The sequence below is a fragment of the Thalassospiraceae bacterium LMO-JJ14 genome (genome assembly GCA_021555105.2).
In the GTDB taxonomy this organism is placed as follows: Bacteria; Pseudomonadota; Alphaproteobacteria; order Rhodospirillales; family Casp-alpha2; genus UBA4479.
Genome location: CP134604.1, coordinates 2,368,080 through 2,391,688 on the forward strand (window position 1 = coordinate 2,368,080; position 23,609 = coordinate 2,391,688).

A 23,609-nucleotide genomic window follows, 5' to 3' on the forward strand; every position below is an offset into this window, starting at 1 on the left:
GATACGGCTTGTCTTAACGACTGCCGGTTTTTTGATTTTTTGAAGAGGCATGAGCGAAAGTTTGAGGTCTCTGTTTTCACTCCTTCTGATTTGCATACTGACGGTGCCAGGCGCCGTCAGCGCTGACGTCTTGACGGCTGCGGAAGCGCGCGAATTTTCGGCCGCACTCAAAGAAGTCGAACGCGGCTCCAAGGCCCGGCTCGATGTCCATGCCCGCCGTCTGCACGACCCCTTGGCACGCAAAATCGTATCCTGGTACGTATTGTTTCAGGGCGGTTTCGGCACCGACTTCGAGGCCATAGACGCCTTCATCAACCGCAATCCCGACTGGCCGCGCGGCAACCGGCTGCTGGCACGCGCCGAGGAAGCCATGGACGCCAATGCCGATCCGGCATACGTGATCGGCTGGTTCGGCGATCGTTCACCGGTTTCGACCGCCGGTCGCGAGAAACTGGCCAATGCCATCATTCGCTCGGGCGACGTCAAAAGAGGCGTCGCCATGATCAGGGACATATGGATTCATGAAAACTTCGCGAAGTCGCATGAAAAATCTTTCTACCGGAAATTCCGCAAGCACCTGACTCTTGGCGACAATCGCGCCCGTGCCGATCGGCTGATGTGGGATGGCCGCTACTGGCCCGCACGGCGCATGATCTATCGTGTCGATGCGCAGTACCGCAAACTGATCGAAGCCAGAACCTCGCTCAGACGTATGAAGGGCAATGTCGATCTGTTGGTGTCGCACATCCCGAAATCGCTGCAGAATGACGCTGGGCTGGTTTACGAGCGCATGCGCTGGCGCCGCAAGAAGGGGCTGGAGTCCGCTTACGACCTGTTGAGGTCACTGCCGGAAGGCATGCCTTATCCAAACCGCTGGTGGGATGAGCGCGCAATCATGGCGCGTCAGCTTCTGCAAAAGGGCTTCATTACCGAAGCTTATCGGGTCGCTGCACAACACGGCCTGACCGAGCAACATGCGGCGGATCATGCCGAGGCTGAATTCCTCGCAGGATGGATCGCGCTTCGGTTCCTGAACGAACCGAAGCAGGCGCGTGAGCATTTCCAGCGCCTTTACGATGCTGTCAACTACCCGGTCAGCCTTTCCCGGGGGGCATACTGGCTGGCGCGCGCCATAGAACAGGACGGCGATAAGGAAACGGCCAAGACCTGGTACGCGAAGGCCGCACAATTCCCGACGGCCTATTACGGACAACTGGCAACGGCAAAGGTCAATCCGGGGCAGGGGCTTCGCCTGCCGCCCGACCCCAGCGTCGATGCCGATGTCAGAAAACGATTCGATGAAAATGAACTGGTCCGCGCCGTGCGCATGCTGGCTGCGGCAGGCGAGGAAGAGCGCCTGTTTTCGCTTATCATGCATATCGCATCGCTAGAGGATACGGTCGACTGGCACATCCTGACGGCGCGGCTGGCGCGGTTGAGCGGGCGTCCCGACCTGGCCATTCGTGTCACCAAGAAAACACTGCAGAACCACGGTCATTTCGTCGCCGGCGGGTATCCCACCCTTGTCCCGCCCAGACTTCCTAAAAAGGTTAAGGCAGAGACCCCGGAAACCCCGCTGATCCTGGCCATCGTGCGCCAGGAAAGCGAATACGACACCGAAGCCATCAGCCATGCCGGCGCGCGCGGGCTTATGCAGTTGATGCCGGCAACGGCGCGCACCGTCGCCAAACGGGCCGGGCTGCGCTATTCCAAGGTCAAGCTGACCACCGACCCCGATTACAACCTGACCCTCGGCCAATCCTACATCGCCGAGCTGATTGACGATTATAAGGGGTATCTGCCGATGGCGATTGCCGCTTACAACGCCGGTCCGCACCGGGTCAGACAGTGGGTCAAACAAAACGGCGACCCGCGTGATGGCGACGTCGATGCCATCGACTGGGTAGAGCTGATCCCCTTCACTGAAACACGCAATTACGTGCAGCGGGTCCTTGAGAACGTCCAGGTCTACCGCATGCAGCTTGCAGGCACTGAAGTGGCGCTCAGCCTCGAGGAAGATCTCAGAAAGTGAGCGATGAAGACCGTTTCCAGGCTTTGTTCGCCGGCAAACCCGGCTCTGTTCTCGGCGAATTCATAGATCCCCCCGATGAAGCGCGAACCGGGTTCATTGACGCCAAGAAGAAAGCCCTCAGCGAGCGCCGCGATCCGCCGCGCCGGGACCGCGGACCTCGGGTGCCGCCGGGTCAGGAAGTCGTTGATAAATGGCCGGTGCTCGATCTTGGCCATCAGCCGCTGATCCCGCTCGATCAATGGTCGCTTGATATCAAGGGTGCGATTGCACGGCCGCTATCGATCAGCTGGGCCGCATTCAGGGATTTGCCGCAATCAAGGATCGCCGCGGATATTCACTGTGTCACGGCCTGGTCGATGCTCGACAATGCGTGGGAAGGGGTTACGGCACGGCACCTGGTCGAACTGGTGCAACCGAAAGAAACCGTGAAACACGTCATCTTTCATGCCCATGACGGCTATCGCACGAACGTGACGATGGAACGCTTTAGCGCCGAAGATTCGCTGCTGGCGCACAGTTGGAACGGCGAGGCCATCACCCGCGAGCACGGCGGTCCGGTGCGTGCCGTCATTCCGTCACTGTATTTCTGGAAAAGCGCCAAGTGGGTTCGCCAGATCACCTTTCTGGAACAGGATGTGAAAGGCTACTGGGAAGCGCTCGGCTATCACAACGAGGGGGACCCATGGCGGGAAGAGCGCTACGCGTAACCGTGCTGCATTCGGTGAACAGCGATGACGGCCACTTGTGCGTCGATGTCTTCAGACGGCCGGACGGGTCGATCGGGTTCGAGGAATTCCGCCGGGATGTCGAAGACCCGTCCGGCTGGTTCGCTGTCGGCGGCTTCCGGGAAGTCCGTTACGATGACGAGGAAACCGCTATCCGCGATGCCATTGACGCCGTTTCATGGTTTCAGGGGATTTGAAATCCAACACCGGATACGCCACGTATCACTGGTATGATGATCAACACCACGGACAACAAGATGACGAGAATCCTCCGACCTTTGATCCTGATACTTTTCGGGATTTTGTTCGCACAACCGCTGAAAGCTGAGCCGATGTCCTTTTACGATTTCGATTTCACCGCCATTGAGGGTCAGCCCATGCCGGCCAGTTCGTTCGCCGGCAAGGCCGTTCTGGTCGTCAACACGGCATCGTTCTGCGGCTATACCAAGCAGTATGCCGGACTGCAGGCGCTGTACGATAAATACCGCGACAGGGGACTGGTTGTACTGGGCATACCGTCGAACGATTTCGGCTCGCAGGAACCCGGCAAGGAATCCGAGATCAAGGAATTTTGCGAGACCAACTTCGCCATCAATTTCCCGATGACCACCAAGCAGAAGGTCAAAGGCAAGGATGCGCATCCGTTCTATAAATGGGCCGGCGACCAGGTCGGTATCATCGGATCGCCGAAATGGAACTTCCACAAGTATCTGATTGCACCGGACGGCACGCTCAAGGACTGGTTCTCGACAACCACCTCGCCCGATGCGGCCAAACTTGTCAGTGCAGTGGAATCCATGCTGCCGAACTAACGCATCACGAGACCAATCGCGTACAGCGCAGCGGAATCAGCATTATCGATATTGCTCTTCCCCCATGCCGCTTATTAAAGTCCATTTGGGAGAAAACAGCATGAACCTGAATATTGAACCTTTCGGCAACGGTCTTGGTGCGCATGTCCACGGTGTCGATTTTTCCAAACCGCTATCCGCTGAAATCGCGGATGCGCTGATCGCCGCTTTCGCCGATCACCACATCCTGTCATTTCCGGAACAACACGGCCTTGGTACGGACGAAGTCGTGGCAGCCAGCCGCGTCTTCGGCCCGGAAATGGAACCCCACGTTTTCACACAGTACCACCATCCCGACGAACCGCTGATCATGGTGCTTTCCAACCGCATCAAGGGCGAAAAGCCGGCCGGCCTTAAGGACGCCGGGTCTTTCTGGCACTCCGATGTTGCCTACAAGCCGGAACCCGCCAAGGCGACCATGCTGTATGCGCTGGAAATCCCCGATCAGGGGGGCGACACGCTGTTTTGCAACATGACGGCGGCTTACGACGGCCTGAGCGACGAGATGAAGCAGCGCCTCGATGGGCTTAAAGCCTGGCATTTCTATGCGCATCAGAAACGCGATCTTTTCGAGACGGGGCAGGTGCAATCACCGCCGGAGTGCTTGCACCCCGTCATCCGCACCAATCCGATTTCCGGACGCAAGGCGATCTACATCACGCCGTCCTACACGGTCCGCATCGACGGCATGGACGAGGACGAAAGCCAGACCCTGATGCAGGAGATTTTCGACCATTGCCTGCAGGACAAGTACCGCATGGATTATCAGTGGAATGCAGGCGACCTGCTTGTCTGGGACAATGCGGCCGTGATGCACACGGCGACGACAAAGAACCTGGACCCCAGTAAATACCGGACACTGTGGCGGACGATCATCTCCGGCGGTCCGACTTTCTGACGCTGCCGCTTTAAGCAATTGACGGTTTGTTTGCGTGCAGGCGCTCCGTTAAGGTGCCCGAAAATAACCTGATCTTGTGCTGAAGGACGTCGAAATGAGCGATAAGCCACTCTTGCATCTGGTCTTTGGCGGCACGGTTGCCGACCCGTCCGGAACCGATTTCGTCGACACGGAAAACCTCGATATCGTCGGGATTTTCCCGGACTACAAAACCGCGCTCACAGCGTGGCGGGGCGCCAGTCAGGCCCATGTCGACGATGCCGACACGAAATACGTGATCGTGCATATGCACAGACTTCTGGAACCCGACGAAAAACACGAACACTGATCGATCCGCACGCTCAGGCAGGGGTTTCCCTGTCATCTTCACCCGTGTCGGCGTCGCTCAGTTTCTTGCCGGCCAGCAGGCGTTCCGATTTTTCACGGCCCTTGCTGTCGGCAAGTTTCTCGGCCTTGCTGCGGCCGAATTTCTTACGGTTTTCAGCCGCTTGTTCGCGTTTCTCGTCTTTCTGCCGCGCTTTGCGGAACTGATTCAGATTGATGATGTCAGCGCTCACGATAATCCCCGTGGAAATGGACGTTTGCCAAAAGAATAACGCCAACCGCCGGGCGCGGAAAGAGGTGTAACGGCTTCAATCGTCCAGAAACGCACGAATTTTCACGAACACGTCCGAAAACATCTGCTCGTTCAAGCGGCCCGTGTTGGTGTTGTAGCGCGAGCAGTGATAGCTGTTGAACAGGGAAAGGCCATTGTCCGTTGTGTGGCGCGCCGCGTGGGCGAATTTAAAGGCGGATTTCTTCATGCCCAACGCAGACAGCACGGCACCATGCGACAGCGTCCCCAAAGCAAGTATCGCCAGAAGATTCGGCATGGCGGCAATTTCCGCTTTCAGAAAGTCATTACAGGTCGACGTTTCCGCACCGACCGGCTTGTTTTCCGGCGGCACACACCGCACCGCATTGGTGATGCGGCAGTCCAGCAACTTCAAACCGTCTTTCTTGTGCTTGGCATATGCGCCTTCGGCGAAACCGTGGCGATGCAGGGTGGCATACAGAAGATCGCCTGCATAATCGCCGGTGAACGGCCGCCCGGTCAGGTTTGCCCCTTTAAGACCCGGCGCCAGACCGACAATCAGCAGCCGTGCGCCTAAATCGCCAAAAGCCGGCACCGGACCGTTATACCAATCGGGATGCGCACTGATATTGGCGTCACGAAAGGCTTTCAGCCGGGGGCAGAGGTCACACGCATACGCCGGTTCGTTGAACATCAGATCAACACATCAGGGCAGTAAATCACGCAAGATGCGGCTCGTTTTCAAAATCGATACCGTCGTCGATGTAATCATCTTCGGGAAACCCTTCCTGTACGGGTTTGCGCGGTGCACCGGCACGCTGTATCTGGTTTTGAATATCGGAAAGCTCGATGAAATTGTCAGCTTGTCGGCGCAACTCATCGGCAATCATCGGCGGCTGGCTGTTGATGGTCGAAACCACGCTGACCCGCACGCCCTTGCGCTGCACGGCCTCGACGAGTCGGCGGAAATCGCCGTCGCCTGAGAATATCACGATATGATCCAGATACGGCGCCATTTCCATGACGTCGATGGCCAGTTCGATATCCATATTCCCCTTGATCTTGCGGCGTCCGGCGGCGTCCGTAAATTCCTTGGTCGGCTTGGTGACCATGGTGTAGCCGTTATAGTCCAGCCAATCGACCAGAGGGCGAATTGGCGAGTATTCCTGGTCTTCCATCAGAGCGGTATAATAAAAGGCCCTGATCAGCCGACCGTCTTTCTGAAAAACATCCAATAAGCGCTTGTAATCAATATCGAATCCAAGCGCCCTTGCAGCAGCGTACAGGTTCGATCCGTCGATGAAGAGCGCAACCCGTTCATTCAAATTTATTTGCATGTCAAAACCTCAAAGAATATGTACGCGCAATAATTCGCGTGGCGTAATCAAAACCCATTTCGTCGCAAAAATGATCGACGCGGGGCGTTACAATTTATTAGGTAGGCACTTATCAACTTTCGAACAAGGATATTTGAAAACGTGATTTTTATTGGCCTCGGCGGGAATTTGACCTGCCCGACATTCGGCCCGCCGCGCGCCACATGTGGTGCTGCCCTGCAGATCATGGAACAGCGCGGCATCAAGGTCCGGGCGCGATCGAAATGGTATGAAAGCGCACCGGTCCCGATCAGCGATCAGCCCTGGTACGTCAACGGTGTCGTCAGCGTCAAGACCACGCTAAGCCCGGAGAATCTCGTGGATGAGGTACTTGAAATTGAAGCTGAGCTTGGCCGCAGGCGCACAGCGGTGAACGCGCCCAGAACCATCGATCTTGACGTCATCGCACACGACATGAACGTCATTACCGGCGATGAGCGCCATCATGTCACGGTGCCGCATCCGCGCATGCAGGGCCGCGCATTCGTAGTGCTACCGATGGCGGAAATCGCTCCGGACTGGCGCCACCCCATCACAAACGAAACGCTCGGTGACATGATTGCCGTGCTGCCCGCCGGTCAGGAATGCCGGCCGATGCCGGACGGCCTGGGCTTGTTCGGTACGGAATGGACCGGATGATGTCCGCTTTAATCCTTGCATGGCAGAGCTTAAATCCCTATAAACCGCGCAAATTCCCATGATATTTAGCTGGAGAGCACCCGATGGCTCGCGTCACAGTCGAAGATTGCGTTGAAAGAATTCCCAACCGTTTTGAACTCGTTGCCATTGCCGCGCAACGTGCCCGTCACATTTCCGCCGGCGCCGCGCTGACGATCGACCGTGACAATGACAAGAATCCGGTTGTCGCGCTTCGCGAAATTGCCGATCAGACCGTCGATCTGGATGAACTCCAGGAAGACCTTATCAAGAGTCTGCAGCGCCACGTTGAGCAGGATGAGCCTGAAGAAGACCTGGTCGATGACATGGCCATTCGCCAGGAACTCGCCGGTCAGGGCAATGCCGGTGACAACGAAATCGAAGCGCTGACCAAAACCATGTCGATCGACGATGGGGCTTCGGATTCCGATAGCGCCGGTGAGGTCATGTTTGAAGATGTCGATGAAGAAGTCGACGACTGATTTACCGCATATATCCGGTCACAGCGGGAGCCTTTCGGCTCCCGTTTTTATTGCGCCGCAACAATAGCTTGGGCGGCAACATGGAAGCATGATAAGCTGAACCATCATGATGCGGCAGTTTGAACTCGTCGAAAAAATAAAATCCTACGATCCCGGCGCGGACGAGGATGCAATCAACCGCGCCTATGTTTTCGCCATGAAAGCGCACGGTTCCCAGAAACGCGCCTCCGGCGACCCATATTTTTCCCATCCGATCGAGGTTGCCGGCATTCTGACCCACTACAAGGTCGATACCGCGACCATCGTCACCGCACTGTTGCATGACACCATCGAGGATACCGATGCAACGTATGACGAGATCGAGCGGATGTTCGGCGAGGAAACGGCGCGCCTGGTTGACGGCGTCACCAAGCTGACACGGATCAATTTCGTTTCAGACAAGGCCAAACAGGCGGAAAACTTCCGTAAATTCCTGCTCGCCATGTCGGAAGATATCCGTGTCCTGCTGGTCAAGCTGGCTGACCGCCTGCACAACATGCGTACGCTTCAGTACGTCAAGAAACCGGAAAGCCGCCAGCGCATCGCCATGGAGACCATGGATATCTATGCCCCCTTGGCGGAACGCATCGGCATGGGTGAAATCAAGATTGAGCTTGAGGATCTTGCCTTCACCGAATTGAATCCGGATGCCCGGAAATCGGTAGTGCGCCGGCTTGAGTTCCTGCGCAATCAGGGCGGCGACCTAGTCAACCGCATCATCAAGGAATTGCAGCATCTCATGCAGGAGCAGGGGGTCAGCGCAAGCATTCAGGGACGCGAAAAATCACCGTACTCGATCTGGTGCAAGATGCAGCAGCACGATGTCGGCTTCGAGCAGCTTTCCGACATCATGGCATTCAGGATTGTCGTCGACAGCATCGAGAATTGCTACCGTGCGCTCGGCGTCGTTCATGGCGCCTACCGAACCGTTCCCGGCCGCTTCAAGGATTACATTTCGACGCCGAAGCCGAACGGATACCGCTCGCTGCATACCGGCGTCTTCGGCCCGGAAAATCACCGGATCGAGTTGCAGATACGCACGCAGGCGATGCATGAAATCGCCGAGAGCGGAGTCGCCGCACACTGGAACTACAAGGAAGGCGGTAACATCGACGCCGCGCGCCGGGACGGCCCACAATACCGCTGGCTTCGCGAACTGCTGGAAATTCTCGAACATGCCTCGAACCCCGAAGAATTTCTCGAACATACAAAGCTCGAGATGTTCAAGGATCAGGTTTTTGCATTTACCCCGCGCGGTGAACTGATCAGCCTGCCATCCGGTTCCACGCCCGTGGACTTTGCCTATGCCGTCCACTCGGAAATCGGCGACCGATGTGTAGGTGCCAAGATCAACGGCCGCATGATGCCGTTGCGTACCACGCTCCACAACGGCGATCAGGTGGAAATCGTCACCTCCAAGGCCCAGACCCCGTCACCGACCTGGGAACGTTTTGTTGTCTCAGGCAAGGCCCGGGCGCGCATCCGCCGCTTCGTGCGCATGCAGGAACGCGATCAGTATCAATCCCTCGGCCGCTCGATCCTGCAACGCGCGTTCAAGGAATCCGGCAACGACATGACCGAAAAGGGCCTGAACGGCGTACTTAAAACGTTCAGCCAGCCCACTGTCGATGATCTGTGTGCCCAGGTCGGCGCCGGCCACATCACGGCACGTGCCGTCGTCGAAGCCGTGTATCCACGACTCAAATCCACAGAAAAATCCGACAAGATCGTTCCTATCTCGCGTTCTCAATCCAACAAGGGAAAGAGCGACGGTGTCCCGATAACCGGTCTGATACCGGGTATGGCCATGCACTATGCCGGTTGCTGTCATCCGCTGCCGGGCGACCGGATCGTCGGTATCGTGACGACCGGCAAGGGTGTCACCATCCATACCATCGATTGCGAAAAACTGGCGCAGTATCAGGAAGAACCAGAACGCTGGCTCGACGTTGCCTGGGACACAAGCGGTGCGGACCAGAACCACGTCGCCCGTGTGAACGTCACCGTTGTCAATTCACCCGGCACACTGGGCGACCTGTCGACACTGATCGCCAAGAACGGGGGCAATATCTCGAACCTCAAGATCGTCGACCGGCAGATCGACTTCTTCGACATGCTGATCGATATCGAGGTCAAGGACGTCAAGCATCTGGCGGACATCATCGCCGCGCTTCGCGCCTCAACGGCGGTCAATACGGTGGAACGCGCGCGCGGCTGATCCGCAGGCTAGCGCCGCCGCCCCAGTCCAAGGCTGTGCCGGTCGATCGACGACGTTTTCACCGAAACAAACACCTTCATCCCGGCTTCGAGACCGTATTCAGCGACCGAACGGCGCGTAACCCGGGCGATAATCGGCGCCCCCGCATTGACCAGCACATCGACGTGCGGACTGACCCCCTCGGCAACGTTTTCGATATCGACAATGGTGGCTTCGAAAATATTCAACGTCATGCTGCCCCGGGGGCGCTCCAGCGACAGGGAAACATCGCGCGCCCTGAGCCTAAGGCGAAGCGGAGTGCCGCGTTCAAGTTCAAGCCGCGGCACCCAGACGGCCCCCGCGCCGAAGCCAAGCTCCGTCAGCATGTATTCATCGTCATGGCCGGACACCCAGACATGGATCACGGCCCCCGCCTCGAAGCGGCCCGTATGCGGACGCAGATCCAAGCGGCTCATGATGTCCTCGACATCGCCGAAGGCGATGGTATCGCCGTCTGCCAGAACCACCATCGTGTCGGCAAGCCGGACAACTTCCTCGACGGCATGACTGACATACATGATAGGCACGCCCGCATGGTCGCGAAGCTTTTCGATAAACGGCATGATTTCGGCCTTCCGGTCGAAGTCCAGCGCCGCCAGCGGTTCGTCCATCAGCAGGATTTTCGGACTGGCAAGCAGGGCCCGGCCGATAGCGACACGCTGCACCTCACCACCAGACAGGTCGGCGGGGTAACGCTCCAGCAGTTTTGAAATGCCCAGCATGGCCACCACGTCGTCGATACTGTGACGGCGTTCCGCCGGGGCGATCCGTTTCATGCCGTATTCCAGGTTACTGCGCACACGCATGTGCGGGAACAGTCTGGCATCTTGAAAAACATAGCCGACGCGTCGCTTTTCCGGGGCCAGGTCAATACCTGCCGATTTGTCGAAGAGCGTCTCGCCGGCAATGCGGATATGGCCGCTGTCGGGCCGGGCCAGACCTGCCAGACAATCGATGATCGTCGATTTGCCGGCCCCCGACCTGCCGAACAGCGTCGTCAGGCCGCCTTCTGTTTCGAATCTGGCCTTGAGTTCGAAATTTCCGCGCCTGAGACGGAAATCTATGTCGACGATTTTATCGTTCCCGTTCATCCGCCGAGCTTCACTTTTAACCGTCGTGCCATCAGTTCGGAGGCCAGCAGGGCCGCAAAAGCGACAACAACGGAAATCACCACAAGCCGAAACGCACCGGCTTCACCGCCGGGGATCTGCGTCAGGGTATAAAGCGCTATCGGCAGCGTTCGCGTTTCACCGGGGATGTTCGAAACGAAGGTGATCGTCGCGCCGAATTCACCAAGGCTGCGTGCAAAGCCGAGGATCGCGCCCGTGAGGATACCCGGACTGGCCAGCGGCAGCGTCACGGTCGCAAAAACATGAAGCGGCGAAGCCCCCAATGTTCGCGCAGCCTGTTCAAGTCCGTGATCGACGCTTTCAAGCGAAAGCCGGATCGCCCGCACCATGAGCGGGAATGCCATAACGGCAGCCGCGACGGCGGCGCCTTTCCATGTGAAGGCGAGGGTGATGCCGAAAACATCGTTGAGAAACCCGCCGACAATACCGTTTCGTCCAAGCCCCACAAGCAGCACATAACCGACCACGACCGGCGGCAGGATCAGCGGCAGATGGACCAGTCCGTCGATCAAACTTTTGCCGGCGAACTGCTTGCGTGCCAGAAGCCAGGCAACAAGCACGGCTAGCGGCAAGCTGAATCCCACGGCGGCGAAGGCTACCTGGATACTCAGCTTCAAGGCTTCAATTTCAAGATTGCTCATCAATCCGCTGCGACCTCGAACCCGGCGGCTCGGAATGCCGCCTTGCCGGTTTCAGACAGAAACAAATCGATCAGACGATTCACGTCCTTGCTGTCCCGGCCGGTAAGCGGCGCCATCGGATAGCGGATCGGTTCATGCAACGACGGATCGAACCTGTATACGATTTTAACGTCCCGGCTGACCGCCGCATCCGTCGCATAGACGATGCCGGCATTTGCCTCGGCATGCGCAACCACGGCCAGGGCGGCACGAACATTCGGCATCCTCAGCAAGTGGCCTTCAAGAGTCTGCCATGCCCCCAATGCCTGCAAAGCCTGTTCTGCATAGATACCCGCCGGAACATGTACCGGATCGCCGACGGCAACCCGGTCACCTGCAAGCCAGCCCAACAGTGTCTCGTCATCCATGTCGGGCACTTCCAGGGACTTCGGTGCAACCACAACCAGACGATTCGAGGCGAGTACGCTCACCCGGTTCGATACTACGTACTTGTTGTCGGACAGATAGCGCATCCATTTCAGATTGGCGGAAATATAGATATCGGCGGGCGCGCCACCGGCAATCTGCCGGGCGAGGGTAGAGCTTGCGGCAAACACCCCCCGGCAAGCTTTTGAAATCAATTGCGGGCACCTGGAAAGAACGGCCTCGACGGCCTGCTGCGTGCTGGCGGCCGCGAAGACCGTCAATGGCGGTTCATCGGCCCGGGACAGGCCCGGCAAAAGCACTAACGTGCAAAATAAGATGAAGGTCCTGAAGAGACATCGCATGCGCGGATTATAACGGTGGACAATGTAATTGGTATCGGGAATTGCATATGCGCGTCATCTCGGCAGCCGGGTTTCGAAAGGAAATCTTAACGCCTTGCTCCTAGCGTCATTTCAATAAAATTGGTCCCCGGAGGGCAGAATGTCCGCGTTGCAAATATGGCCTGATCACGAGACTTCGGATATCGGTGCCCAGTCGGGATACCGCAGGCGAACATCGTCGCGGGTCAATAACCCAAAACTTTGTGTCACGATCCGCGGCAAGCTGTATCAGTCCATCAACTGGTCTCTCGGCGGTATATTGGTTGGCGATTATGATGGCGTGCTTGTTGCCGGTGACATGTTCGAAATCGACAGCATCGGCCGCGCCGGCAAAAAAAACTGGCCGGTACTCATTTCTGCCCGTGTCATCCGCACCGGAGGTGAAACAGGTATGGATCTCGCGGCGCAATTCATAACCATCAGCGCGCCTGCTTTCGATATCCTTGAAGGGATTCTTCTGCGCCGCCCGCAATTTCAAAACGCTTCATAAACAGCGCATCCCAATACATCCATACTTAGAACGATAGCGAAGTGTTTTTCTGTAGTCCGTGCCTATTCTCTGCATTCCTTACCAGCGGGAATGTTCCGGATAACTATTAAATACGCGTACAAAGGCACGGAATATATTCTGCTGCTCACCCTCGAAGGCTTGGCGGGGAATGCTGATCAATCTTCCGGCGCGCCGTAACCTGATGTCCTGATGATCAGGAATAAAGCTTGTCCGGATCGGTTTTGACATCGGCAATAATGACGATCTCGCCATCTCTGACGGCATTGAAAAAACAATTGCGCCGTCCGGTGTGACAGGCGACGCCTGTCTGATCGACCTGCAACAGGATCGTATCGTTATCGCAATCCCAGCGAAATTCCTTGAGCATCTGAATTTGCCCCGACGTTTCGCCCTTGCGCCAAAGCGCACCTCTGGAGCGTGACCAGTAACAGACACGGCCCGTCGCCAGCGTCTCGCGCACAGCATCCGCGTTCATCCAGGCCATCATCAGGACCTCACCGGTATCTGCCTGCTGGGCAATTGCCGGAACAAGTCCGTCCGTGTTGAATGCAAGATCCTTGATAATGGTATTTGCTATGTCGTCGCTCATCATCATCTCGCTGCGTTGAAGCGCTCGAAGCCGTCGGCAAGGTTTGCGATCAGATCGACCGGGTCTTCCAGACCGATGTGATATCGCACTACAGGGCCGGTGCCGGCCCATGGCGTCGCCGTACGGATATTCGCAGGGTATTGGGCAAGCACCAGACTTTCATATCCGCCCCAACTGGCGCCGATGCCGAACAGATCATAACTGTCTATCATCGCCGCGACAGCGGCCTTGGGTGCGTCGATCAGTTCCACGCCGAAAAGTCCGCTGGCTCCGGTGAAGTCGCGTTTCCAGAGCGCATGGCCCGGGTCGTCGGGCAGGGCGGGGTACATAACCCGCTTGACCTCGTCGCGGCCCTGCAACCAGGTCGCGACCTCAAGCGCGTTCTTTTGGTGTTTTTCCAGACGCACGCCGATGGTCCGGAGGCCACGCTGGCCCAGATAACAATCATCGGGTCCAGCATGATAGCCATAGCTGTTCGCCATACCCTTGAGCGCCTGGAAATGCTCTTCGCTCGCGACAGTCACGGTACCCAGCATGGCGTCGGAATGTCCGACCGTGTATTTCGTCGCCGCCTCGATGACGACATCGACTCCAACCGCCAGCGGTTTGAAGAAATAACCCGACGCCCAGGTGTTATCGATCAGCGTCACGATGCCGCTGCCTTTCAGCGCCTCGACGATTGCCGGTACATCCATGACTTCAAACGTCACCGAGCCCGGACTTTCCAAATAAACGACAACCGTATTGTCGCGCACCAGGTCCTTGATACCGGCGCCGATATGCGGATCGTAAAACTCAACCTCGACCCCGGCACGTTTGAGGATATTGCCGGACACGCGTGAGCGTGTCGGCCCATAAACCGTATCCGCGACCAGCACGTGATCGCCATTTTGAACGAATGTATTCATGGCCCCGGCAATCGCCGCCAGCCCCGACGGGTACGCAACCGTCTTGTGTCCGCCGTGCAGGGCGGTGACGGCAGCTTCGAATGCAAACTGCGTCGGCGTCCCGGAACGACCGTAAGAAGGACCGTTATATGGCGGCTTGTCACGGGTTTCGAACTGCTCGAGCGTCGGGAAGGTAATCGTCGATGCATGATAAACCGGTGGATTGACAACGCCGTGGTTTTCTTCCGGCTTCAATCCGGCGTGTGCCAGGATGGTGTTTTGCCCGTAACCGCTGTTCTTTTGATCGCTCATTTCGTCCCTCACTTGTATGCAGTGGGGTGACATTAACCGAGCACAGACGGCTTGGCGATAGCCCCTTTTTCACAGCCTGCTTGCGACGTTCAGCTATTTCGCCGATGCGGTAGGGCATTGTGATCCATAAAGGATTGTTATCGTAACATTGCGTTTCGTCTTGAGGGTTGTTCGCGAATCGTGTTACGGATTCGGGTCTGCTGGGAGACTGGTTTGTTTTTCCGGTAAGGCGAAAACCTAAAATGAAGTCTTCAGGGAGCTTTATCACTATGAAGAAAACTCAATTAATCTCAGCTGCTGCTGTTGCCGTCATGGCACTCGGCGTGACTGCTGTTAGTGCAGGGACGTTACAAGACGTACAAGCGCGTGGTGAACTGCGTTGCATCGTTTCAACGGGTCTTCCAGGCTTTGCATACACAGATGCAGCGGGCGTTTATCAAGGCTTTGACGCGGATTTCTGTCGTGCCACCGCTGCTGCGGTCCTCGGCGATGCGAGCAAAGTTAAATACATTCCTGCTACCGGCAAAACCCGTTTCACCCTCCTCAACTCCGGTGAAGGTGATGTGCTTTGGCGCAACACAACATGGACATTCGCTCGTGACGTTGACGTTAAAACTACGTTTGTCGGCGTAAACTACTATGATGGTCAGGGATTCATGGTTCCGAAGTCGCTCGGCGTTAAGTCCGCGAAGGACCTTGATGGCGCCACGGTCTGCATCCAGACCGGTACGACCACGGAATTGAACCTTGCTGACTTCTTCCGTGTTAACAAAATCAAATACGAACCGGTTCCTATCGAAACCAGCGACGAAGCCCGCACCAACTATCTGGCCGGTCGTTGCGACGTTTACACCACGGACGCATCCGGACTTGCTGCCTCGCGTGCAACCTTCCCAACTCCGAAAGATCATTTGATTCTTCCGGAAATCATTTCCAAAGAACCGCTTGGACCAGTCGTGCGACACGGTGATGACCAGTGGTCAGATGTTGTCCGTTGGGTGTTGAATATGACCCTTGCCGCAGAAGAACTTGGCGTGACCAAAGCTAACGTTGCTGAACTCGCCAAAGGGACGAACAATCCGGAAATCAACCGGATGCTCGGCACCGAAGGCGACCTTGGCGCAATGCTTGGTCTGAACAAAGACTGGGGCGTTGCAATTATTACTGCTGTAGGTAACTACGGTGAAATCTTTGAATCTCACATTGGTAGCAATACCCCAATCGGTCTGGAGCGTGGTCTGAACGCGCTTTGGACGAACGGTGGTCTTCAGTACTCGCCGCCGTTCCGTTGATCCGGGACGTGTCGTCGGCATAAGCTGACGGCTTGAGCTTTTTGGGCGGGCACAAACACGATGTTGCCCGCCCATTAAAGCTCTCCTCAAACACCGAATGCCACCAAGGCACAATAAATCGGTGATGGGGAAGGGAGGTATCGCAGGGACGGCCATAAATCGGACGCCCTTGCTGTGTGTATAACCGGGGGACGGACGGCCTATGAATACGACCATTGCGGACCATGATGTGGACGGGCGCTCAGCGTTCAGTAAACTTTGGAACAACCGCGAAGCACGATCAGTCATTTTGCAAATATTGACAATGGCTGCATTGATTGGCTTCTTCGCTTTCATCCTTACCAATGCAGTCGCAAATCTGGCGGCAGTCGGCAAAACTTTCAGTTACGATTTTCTCTCGTCTCCAGCCAGTTACGACATCAACCAATCATTGATCGAATACACCTCGCGCGACACACATTTCCGCGCCGGATTGGTTGGACTGCTTAACACATTGCTTGTGGCCATATGCGGGATCATTCTGGCAACGATACTAGGTTTCATACTTGGGGTTTTGCGGCTTTCGCCGAACTATCTCCTGAACCGCATCAGTTATTGCTTTATTGAATTTACCCGTAACGTGCCGGTTTTGCTGCACATCCTGCTGATCCACGGCATTCTCGTTCATTCACTGCCGCACCCCAAGGTCGCAAGCACCGAATACAATATCGCCGACCTATTCTTCCTGTCGAACCGCGGCGTTTTCGCACCCAAGCCGATCATGGAGCCGCTTTTCTGGGCTACCATCATCGCTTTCTTCGCCGGCATCGCCTTTACCGTCTGGTTCAGGGGCTATGCCAAGAAGGTTCAGGACGCCACCGGTAAAATTTATCCGGTGTTCATGATTTCATTGTGCGCCATCATTGTTTTCCCGGCCGCAGTCTTTTTAATCACTGGCATGCCACTTGTTTGGGACGTGCCCGAATTCCAGCGCTTCAATTTCAAGGGCGGCATGGTTCTGCTGCCTGAATTCATGGCGCTCTGGCTCGCCCTGTCGCTTTATACCTCGGCCTTCATCGGAGAAATCGTTCGTTCCGGCATTCTCTCGGTTAGCCACGGTCAATGGGAAGCAGCCGGCGCGCTCGGCATCAAGCGAGGACGTATCCTCAACCTGGTGATCATTCCCCAGGCTCTCCGCGTGATCATTCCGCCGCTAACCAGTCAGTATCTGAACCTGACCAAGAACTCCTCGCTCGCCATTGCCATTGGATATATGGATGTCGTCGCCACTATCGGCGGCATCTCGTTGATGCAGACTGGCAAGGAAATGGAAACGATGATTCTCGTGATCGTGATCTATCTCGTGATCTCGCTGCTCATCTCGGCATTCATGAACTGGTATAACAAACGCATCAAACTGGTTGAACGGTGAGGGAGATAGATCATGAGTGACGTTACACAATCCTATACTCCCGGCACACACCCGGATATGCCACCACCTGCGGGCCAGAGCGGCATCCTGCTCTGGCTTCGCAAAAACCTGTTCTCGTCATGGATAAACACAATTATGACGATAATCGGGGTGTATCTGCTGTATAAGATCATCCCGCCGATTTTCAGCTGGGCAGTTCTAGACTCTGTCATGGAAGCAGGTAGCCGTGAAGAATGCCATGCGATTAGCAATGGGGCATGCTGGGCATTTATTAAAAGTCGCACCAGCATCCTGATATACGGCTTCTACCCAGAAGAATTAAGATGGCGCGTTGATTTGTCATTTGTGCTGCTTCTAGCGGCACTTGTGCCAATCCTGTTTGACAATGCCCCCATGCGAAAGCTGTGGATGTTATTCTCAGTCGCATATCCATTTATTGCTGGTTGGTTATTGTTGGGCGGTCTGGGATTAGAACATGTAGGTACCGACGAATTTGGTGGCATGCTGCTGAATACAGTGGTCGGTGTTACCGGCATTTCGTTTTCTCTCCCGATTGGCATACTCTTGGCGCTTGGGCGGCAGTCGCATTTGCCAATCGTGAAATCGATCTCTGTGTGTTTCATCGAGTTCATCCGGGGTGTGCCACTGATCACGCTGCTTTTCGTGGCCTCGACCATGCTCAACTACTTCTTGCCACCAGGCACCACGTTCGATCTATTGCTTCGTGTACTGATTATGGTGACGCTGTTCGCTTCGGCGTATATTGCCGAGGTTGTTCGCGGAGGCCTACAGGCTATTCCGAATGGGCAGTATGAAGCAGCCAACAGTATGGGATTAAAGTACTGGCAGTCGATGCGGCTGATTGTTTTGCCGCAGGCGTTGAAAATTTCCATTCCCGGTATCGTCAACACCTTCATCGGTCTGTTTAAGGACACGACACTGGTGTTGATCATCGGTCTTCTGGATATTCTTGGAATCGGACGCGCTTCGATGGCAGATGCGAAATGGAATGGCCTCTCAAACGAGGTTTATATCTCCATTGCAGTATTCTTCTTCATCGCCTGCTTCAGTATGTCGCGTTACTCGATCTACCTCGAAGGCAAACTCGACAAAGGATACAAGCGCTAGTAAGCGCATAAGCTACAGGCGCAAAAGCCAAGCAGGGAAAGGACAAATAAAAAATGGGTGAAGCTAGAGCAGTTGCGACTTCGGTTCAATCATCAGCGGGTGAGGATGCACTGATTCAGCTTATCAGTGTACACAAGTGGTACGGGGATTTTCACGTCCTCAAGGATATCAACCTGAAAGTCAAAAAAGGCGAGCGGATCGTTATCTGCGGCCCGTCCGGTTCGGGTAAATCTACCATGATCCGTTGCATCAACCGTCTGGAAGAACACCAGAAGGGACAGATCATTGTCGACGGCATCGAGCTGACCAACGATCTGAAACAGATCGACGCGATCAGACGTGAAGTCGGCATGGTGTTCCAGCACTTCAATCTTTTCCCGCACCTGACGGTTTTGGAAAACTGCACGCTCGGGCCGATCTGGGTGCGCCAGACCCCGAAAGCCGAAGCCGAAGCAACGGCCATGGAATACCTTTCAAAGGTCAAGATCCCCGAACAGGCCCACAAGTATCCCGGTCAGCTCTCGGGCGGTCAGCAGCAACGTGTCGCCATTGCCCGCTCGTTGTGCATGAACCCGCGCATCATGCTGTTTGATGAGCCGACATCGGCGCTCGACCCGGAAATGATCAAGGAAGTGCTCGACACTATGGTCGAACTTGCGGAAACCGGGATGACCATGCTTTGCGTGACGCACGAAATGGGTTTCGCAAAAACCGTGGCTGACCGTGTGATCTTTATGGATGGTGGCGAGATCATTGAATCCAACGATCCGCACGAATTCTTCGAGAACCCGCAGCATGACCGGACCAAGCTCTTCCTGAGCCAAATTCTCGGTCACTGAGGCAACGACTATCCCAGAGGGGGGATGGTGAGACGGTCCGCATTTCGGAAACGAGGCGGGCCGTCTCTCATTTTGGGCAGGCTATTCCCTGCAATCAGTCGAACAGACCGAGTTCACGCGGATCGGGAATAAGTTTCTTTTTCTGGTCATAAACCTCGAACCCGGCACGCTGGTAAACCTGCAATGCATTCGGGTGGTCCAGATTGCAGGTGTGCACGAATAGCCTGTGCGGTCCCCGCGACCAGGCTTCATCAATTGCCATACGCAGCAGATAGGCACCATAGCCCTGGCCGATGAACTCGGGCATAAGACCGAAATAGGCAAGCTCGATTACCTTGCCGTTCTCGGTTTCAGATAGTTCAAAATACCCGGCCGGCACGCCACCTGCGTACAAGACGAAAACATCGACATTGTCCGCCAGAACAGCCGCCGCAAGCTCCGCGTCCGAGATCATGCGGCGTTCCCACCACATATGATCGGCGCCGACGGTGTTATAGAGAAACCGGTAGAAGGCCACCGTGAGCTTTTCCGCGCGCATGAGCGCGAGTTGCCCCAGGGGCGGTGGCGGAGGCGGCGCGCTTGGCGGCGACGTCATCTCCAGATACGTAATTACCGTCTCCAGCTCGGCCGGCTTATCCACCATACCGCTTAATCGGTTTCGATCGGTGTGTCGTGACGGCTGCCCCATTCCGTCCACGAACCGTCATAAATCGCCATCTCGCTTTGGCCGATCAGATGTGCGGCGAAGGCGATCACACAGGCCGTCACCCCTGAGCCGCAACTGGCGACGGCGGGGGATTTAAAATCGACTCCGGCGTCATTGAAAATCTGCGCGATTTCATCCGCCGAGCGCATCTGGAAGTTGGCATCCTTATCCATCAGCTTGTTGAACGGCAAATTGACGCTGCCCGGGATATGTCCCTTGCGTAGCCCGGCGCGGGGCTCGTCGCCGGTGCCGGCAAAACGATCGGCACTGCGAGCGTCGATGACCGTTTCGCGCCCGGACGTGCAGTTATCGATCAACTGATCAACCGTGCGCACAAGGAAGTTATTCATGCGCGGGGTAAAATGGCGCTCGCGCGGGACAGGCGGCAAGTCGTCCGTCGGACGGCCCTCGGCCAGCCACTTCGGCAAGCCGCCGTTCAACACGGAAACGTCCTCATGGCCATAGAGGCGGAACATCCACCAAACCCGACATGCAGCACTTGAACCGCCGTTGACGTCGTAAACGACGATCCGGTTGCCGTCACCGAGCCCCAGCTTGCGCACCCGGCTCGAGAATTTCTCGGGCGACGGAATCATATGCGGCAGTTCGTTGCTGTCGTCAGCAATATCATCGATATCGAAGAAAACCGCGCCGGGTATATGGCATTCGCGATATTCGGCCTTGGCGTTACGATCGACTGTCGGCAGGAAGCTACTGGCATCGACGATACGCACATCCGGTGCATTCAAATGCCCGGCAAGCCATTCGGTCGAGACGAGCGCATCAGGATTGGCATAATTCATAATCTACTCCAGCCATGAAGGTACCGGCAGGTTCTTGCCTTTCAAGAATGCCGGATTGAACAACTTTGATTGGTAGCGTGTACCGGAATCGCACAAAATCGTGACGATGGTATGCCCAGGCCCCAGGTCCTTGGCGAGACGCACAGCGCCGGCAATGTTGATGGCACTCGAGCCGCCGAGGCAAATACCTTCATGTTGCAACAAATCGAATACCCAAGGCAGGGCTTCTTCGTCGGGAATCATGTAAGGATACTCGACAGTGATATCTTCGATGATTGGTGTCACCCGGCCAAGTCCGATGCCTTCGGAAATGGATCCGCCTTCCGATGCTTTCGCTTCGCCGTTCTTGAAAAGGTTATACATCGCTGCGCCCAGGGGATCGGCGCAACCGATGGCGATCTTTGGATTTTGTTCCTTTAGGTACGTCGACGTCCCGGCCAGCGTGCCGCCGGTCCCGACAGCACATATAAACCCGTCAACCTTGCCATCCGTCTGTTGCCAGATTTCCGGTCCTGTCGTCAGATAGTGCGCTTTGCGATTCGACAGGTTGTTCCATTGATCAGCGAACAGGCAACCGCCTTCGGAATTCTTTGCTGTTTCCTCGGCCAGCCGGCGGGCGATGTGCTGATAGTTGTCCGGGTTGGAAAAGGGCAGAGCCGGCACTTCCAGAAGTTCAGCGCCGCACAACCGGAGCATGTCCTTCTTTTCCTGACTTTGCGTATCCGGCATCACAATCTTGCACTTGTAGCCGCGGGTATTGGCCATCAGCGCCAGGCCGATCCCTGTGTTCCCGGCCGTGCCTTCGACGATCGTGCCGCCAGATTTCAGGATGCCTGCTTCCTCGGCATCCAGAACCATTTGCCGCGCCGGACGGTCTTTGACCGATTGGCCCGGATTGAGAAATTCAGCTTTCCCGTATATTTCACACCCGGTCGCATCGGATGCCGCCGCGAGCCGGATCAGCGGTGTATCACCGACGGTTTCTTCAAAACCGCGCTTAATGTCCATAGAATGATTTCCCCAGTCGGATCTTTAGTCGATTGAACTTGAGCGTTTTTCTGATTTCAGATTATCGGCGGCACCACGGGCGATCAAGCATTGGGGGAATGCTTTGCCGATAACAATTGCGTCAGCCCCATTCGGTATGAACTTTGGACGTGTTCAACATCAACCATTGCAGGGCAATAATCGTCATGCCGTTATTGATTTGTCCGTCCTCAATGCAGGCATATGCTTCCTCTAACGGCAAGGTGAACGGCCGGATATCCTCACCCTCGTGTGCAATACCGTGTATCCCGTCGACATTTGATAGATCTGCACGCCCGACAAAAACGAAGACCGACTCGGTCGTACCCCCGGGACTGACTAGGTAATGACTGATTTTGATCAGATCCTGCAGCGGGGTGTCCGCTTCCTCGATGCTTTCCCGGCGGGCGACATCTTCCGGCGATTCGCCTTCTTCTATAATGCCGGCAATACCTTCATATATCCAAGGCGATACGTCGTCATCAAACCACGGTGATGTCATTGAAAAATAGGCGCCCGGACGGAATTGTTCGATCAAAAGAACTTTGTTCAGAACCGGGTCATAAGGCAGTACCGCCACAGCATGCCCGCGCTCGAAGACCTCTCGCGTGATGTCCTGGGTCCATCCCCCGGCAAATTTTTTATGCCGTAAAGTGTAGATGTTGAGATCGAAAAACCCGCTGTAACCGGATTTTTCTTCCATGACTTCTACATCATGCTTTGTGAATGGTGTTTTTTTCATGCAACTAATAATCGGGATCGAACGCCTTTTGTCCAGACACGAACCGGGCGTCAAAAAATAAACTTCATGAAGTTCACGGAGACTAAAATGCCAGAACAACAACCAAGTGTGCTTTGCGAAATCGATGCACGCGGCGTCGCCACGGTCACGCTCAACAGACCGCATGTCAACAATGCCTATAACGGCGACATGGTGAAGAATCTCCTGGACGGCGCACGCGCGCTGAGCAGTGACGAAAATGTCCGCATAATCGTTATCAAAGGTAACGGTAAGCACTTTCAGGCAGGCGCCGATCTGGCCTGGCTGGACGAAGTCCGCCACGGCACGCCAGCAGAAAACCTCGCGGTTTCGCAACAGACAACCGATGCCGTGCGCATGCTCGATCAATGCATGAAGCCGACCATCGCGCTTGTTCAGGGTGCCTGTTTCGGGGGCGGCACGGGTATCCTAGCCGCCTGCGATGTGGTGATTGCGTCCGACGATGCACTGTTCTCGATTGCCGAAGTACGTTGGGGGTTGCACCCTGGCCCGATCATTCCACAGCTTGCCGCCGCCATCGGTCCCAGACAGGTCCGCCGCTATGCCATTACCGCAGAACGTTTCGACGCCCGGACCGCAGAAAAACTCGGACTAGTGCATACCGTGTGCCCCCGTGAAGCGCTGGCGGAAAATGGCGAAGCCATCATCAATGCGATATTGATGAACGGCCCGACAGGCATGGCGGAAACGAAGCGAATCCTTTTTGAAACGTCCGGCATGTATATGGACGATGCGCTTGCGGCGAATCTGGCCCTTAGCCATTCTCTGCAACGCCAAAGCGACGAAGCCGCAGAAGGGCTCCTGAGTTTCATGGAAAAACGCAATGCTGCATGGTATCCGGATTGATTTACTCGTA

General features: G+C 55.9%; 27 protein-coding genes. 15 read left to right on the forward strand and 12 right to left on the reverse strand.

The features are described from left to right. Window positions 1–49: 49 nt before the first annotated feature. From L2D14_11130 to L2D14_11155, 6 genes are all read left to right on the forward strand, one after another. Window positions 50–2,032: a lytic transglycosylase domain-containing protein gene (locus L2D14_11130; GenBank protein ID WNJ98423.1), complete on the forward strand. Its 1,983-nt coding sequence runs from the start codon at window positions 50–52 to the stop codon at window positions 2,030–2,032. Further along, window positions 2,029–2,739 (forward strand): sulfite oxidase-like oxidoreductase, encoded by a 711-nt coding sequence (locus L2D14_11135; protein WNJ98424.1) that lies wholly within the window; start codon window positions 2,029–2,031, stop codon window positions 2,737–2,739. Before L2D14_11130 ends, L2D14_11135 begins: the two co-directional genes overlap by 4 nt. Further along, the gene (locus L2D14_11140; protein ID WNJ98425.1) at window positions 2,715–2,954 is read left to right on the forward strand and encodes a hypothetical protein; all 240 of its coding nucleotides are present in this window, start codon (window positions 2,715–2,717) and stop codon (window positions 2,952–2,954) included. Before L2D14_11135 ends, L2D14_11140 begins: the two co-directional genes overlap by 25 nt. Before the next feature lie 60 nt (window positions 2,955–3,014). Then, window positions 3,015–3,569, forward strand: a complete 555-nt coding sequence (locus L2D14_11145; GenBank protein WNJ98426.1) for a glutathione peroxidase — start codon at window positions 3,015–3,017, stop codon at window positions 3,567–3,569. Window positions 3,570–3,669: 100 nt separating this feature from the next. Beyond that, complete coding sequence (locus L2D14_11150) at window positions 3,670–4,506, forward strand: TauD/TfdA family dioxygenase (protein ID WNJ98427.1); 837 nt, start codon at window positions 3,670–3,672, stop codon at window positions 4,504–4,506. 94 nt (window positions 4,507–4,600) lie between these two features. Next, window positions 4,601–4,834, forward strand: a complete 234-nt coding sequence (locus tag L2D14_11155; protein WNJ98428.1) for a DUF4170 domain-containing protein — start codon at window positions 4,601–4,603, stop codon at window positions 4,832–4,834. A gap of 13 nt (window positions 4,835–4,847) precedes the next feature. Here L2D14_11155 and L2D14_11160 read toward each other — a convergent pair whose 3' ends face one another. The 3 genes from L2D14_11160 to L2D14_11170 form a co-directional block, all read right to left on the reverse strand. Next, on the reverse strand, window positions 4,848–5,063 hold the full coding sequence (locus L2D14_11160; GenBank protein ID WNJ98429.1) for a DUF4169 family protein: 216 nt from the start codon (window positions 5,061–5,063) through the stop codon (window positions 4,848–4,850). 75 nt (window positions 5,064–5,138) lie between these two features. After that, window positions 5,139–5,774, reverse strand: a complete 636-nt coding sequence (locus L2D14_11165) for a uracil-DNA glycosylase (GenBank protein ID WNJ98430.1) — start codon at window positions 5,772–5,774, stop codon at window positions 5,139–5,141. A 25-nt stretch (window positions 5,775–5,799) separates the two neighbouring features. Further along, window positions 5,800–6,417, reverse strand: coding sequence for an NYN domain-containing protein (locus tag L2D14_11170; protein ID WNJ98431.1), 618 nt, complete (start codon window positions 6,415–6,417; stop codon window positions 5,800–5,802). Between the two features lie 141 nt (window positions 6,418–6,558). On the opposite strand from L2D14_11170, the gene folK reads away from it, so the two are divergent. The 3 genes from folK to L2D14_11185 all read left to right on the forward strand — a co-directional run bounded on the left by folK (window position 6,559) and on the right by L2D14_11185 (window position 9,852). Next, window positions 6,559–7,095 (forward strand): 2-amino-4-hydroxy-6-hydroxymethyldihydropteridine diphosphokinase, encoded by a 537-nt coding sequence (folK, locus tag L2D14_11175; GenBank protein WNJ98432.1) that lies wholly within the window; start codon window positions 6,559–6,561, stop codon window positions 7,093–7,095. A gap of 83 nt (window positions 7,096–7,178) precedes the next feature. Next, window positions 7,179–7,595: a DNA-directed RNA polymerase subunit omega gene (gene rpoZ / locus L2D14_11180; protein ID WNJ98433.1), complete on the forward strand. Its 417-nt coding sequence runs from the start codon at window positions 7,179–7,181 to the stop codon at window positions 7,593–7,595. Window positions 7,596–7,701: 106 nt separating this feature from the next. Then, window positions 7,702–9,852 carry a bifunctional (p)ppGpp synthetase/guanosine-3',5'-bis(diphosphate) 3'-pyrophosphohydrolase gene (locus L2D14_11185; protein WNJ98434.1) on the forward strand — a complete coding sequence of 717 codons (2,151 nt, stop codon included), beginning with the start codon at window positions 7,702–7,704 and terminating at the stop codon, window positions 9,850–9,852. A gap of 8 nt (window positions 9,853–9,860) precedes the next feature. On the opposite strand, the gene modC is transcribed toward L2D14_11185, so the two are convergent. The 3 genes from modC to modA are packed head-to-tail and all read right to left on the reverse strand — an operon-like array spanning window position 9,861 to window position 12,348. Next, complete coding sequence (modC, locus tag L2D14_11190) at window positions 9,861–10,982, reverse strand: molybdenum ABC transporter ATP-binding protein (GenBank protein ID WNJ98435.1); 1,122 nt, start codon at window positions 10,980–10,982, stop codon at window positions 9,861–9,863. Continuing rightward, a complete protein-coding gene (gene modB, locus L2D14_11195) occupies window positions 10,979–11,662 on the reverse strand; it encodes a molybdate ABC transporter permease subunit (GenBank protein WNJ98436.1) in 684 nt (227 codons plus the stop codon). Before modB ends, modC begins: the two co-directional genes overlap by 4 nt. Further along, window positions 11,662–12,348, reverse strand: coding sequence for a molybdate ABC transporter substrate-binding protein (gene modA, locus L2D14_11200; GenBank protein ID WNJ98437.1), 687 nt, complete (start codon window positions 12,346–12,348; stop codon window positions 11,662–11,664). Before modA ends, modB begins: the two co-directional genes overlap by 1 nt. A 220-nt stretch (window positions 12,349–12,568) precedes the next feature. Between modA and L2D14_11205 the strand changes: the two genes are divergently transcribed. Further along, window positions 12,569–12,958, forward strand: a complete 390-nt coding sequence (locus L2D14_11205) for a hypothetical protein (protein WNJ98438.1) — start codon at window positions 12,569–12,571, stop codon at window positions 12,956–12,958. A 214-nt stretch (window positions 12,959–13,172) separates the two neighbouring features. Here the strand turns inward: L2D14_11205 and hisI are convergent, their stop codons facing one another. After that, the gene (gene hisI / locus L2D14_11210) at window positions 13,173–13,568 is read right to left on the reverse strand and encodes a phosphoribosyl-AMP cyclohydrolase (protein ID WNJ98439.1); all 396 of its coding nucleotides are present in this window, start codon (window positions 13,566–13,568) and stop codon (window positions 13,173–13,175) included. Between the two features lie 2 nt (window positions 13,569–13,570). Further along, window positions 13,571–14,767: a cystathionine beta-lyase gene (metC, locus tag L2D14_11215; GenBank protein ID WNJ98440.1), complete on the reverse strand. Its 1,197-nt coding sequence runs from the start codon at window positions 14,765–14,767 to the stop codon at window positions 13,571–13,573. Window positions 14,768–15,036: 269 nt separating this feature from the next. Between metC and L2D14_11220 the strand changes: the two genes are divergently transcribed. The 4 genes from L2D14_11220 to L2D14_11235 all read left to right on the forward strand — a co-directional run bounded on the left by L2D14_11220 (window position 15,037) and on the right by L2D14_11235 (window position 19,437). After that, the gene (locus tag L2D14_11220; protein ID WNJ98441.1) at window positions 15,037–16,059 is read left to right on the forward strand and encodes an amino acid ABC transporter substrate-binding protein; all 1,023 of its coding nucleotides are present in this window, start codon (window positions 15,037–15,039) and stop codon (window positions 16,057–16,059) included. Window positions 16,060–16,261: 202 nt separating this feature from the next. After that, window positions 16,262–17,470 carry an ABC transporter permease subunit gene (locus L2D14_11225; protein WNJ98442.1) on the forward strand — a complete coding sequence of 403 codons (1,209 nt, stop codon included), beginning with the start codon at window positions 16,262–16,264 and terminating at the stop codon, window positions 17,468–17,470. A 12-nt stretch (window positions 17,471–17,482) separates the two neighbouring features. After that, on the forward strand, window positions 17,483–18,598 hold the full coding sequence (locus tag L2D14_11230; GenBank protein ID WNJ98443.1) for an amino acid ABC transporter permease: 1,116 nt from the start codon (window positions 17,483–17,485) through the stop codon (window positions 18,596–18,598). 53 nt (window positions 18,599–18,651) lie between these two features. Next, complete coding sequence (locus L2D14_11235; protein ID WNJ98444.1) at window positions 18,652–19,437, forward strand: amino acid ABC transporter ATP-binding protein; 786 nt, start codon at window positions 18,652–18,654, stop codon at window positions 19,435–19,437. A gap of 94 nt (window positions 19,438–19,531) precedes the next feature. Here L2D14_11235 and L2D14_11240 read toward each other — a convergent pair whose 3' ends face one another. The 4 genes from L2D14_11240 to L2D14_11255 form a co-directional block, all read right to left on the reverse strand. Then, entirely contained in the window at window positions 19,532–20,080 is a 549-nt protein-coding gene (locus tag L2D14_11240) for a GNAT family N-acetyltransferase (protein WNJ98445.1), read from the reverse strand. Window positions 20,081–20,085: 5 nt separating this feature from the next. Continuing rightward, window positions 20,086–20,946 carry a 3-mercaptopyruvate sulfurtransferase gene (gene sseA, locus L2D14_11245; GenBank protein ID WNJ98446.1) on the reverse strand — a complete coding sequence of 287 codons (861 nt, stop codon included), beginning with the start codon at window positions 20,944–20,946 and terminating at the stop codon, window positions 20,086–20,088. A 3-nt stretch (window positions 20,947–20,949) separates the two neighbouring features. Continuing rightward, window positions 20,950–21,954 (reverse strand): cysteine synthase A, encoded by a 1,005-nt coding sequence (locus L2D14_11250; protein WNJ98447.1) that lies wholly within the window; start codon window positions 21,952–21,954, stop codon window positions 20,950–20,952. A 121-nt stretch (window positions 21,955–22,075) separates the two neighbouring features. Next, window positions 22,076–22,714: an NUDIX domain-containing protein gene (locus tag L2D14_11255; protein ID WNJ98448.1), complete on the reverse strand. Its 639-nt coding sequence runs from the start codon at window positions 22,712–22,714 to the stop codon at window positions 22,076–22,078. Between the two features lie 87 nt (window positions 22,715–22,801). On the opposite strand from L2D14_11255, the gene L2D14_11260 reads away from it, so the two are divergent. Beyond that, entirely contained in the window at window positions 22,802–23,599 is a 798-nt protein-coding gene (locus L2D14_11260; GenBank protein ID WNJ98449.1) for an enoyl-CoA hydratase-related protein, read from the forward strand. The last annotated feature ends 10 nt before the right edge of the window (window positions 23,600–23,609 follow it).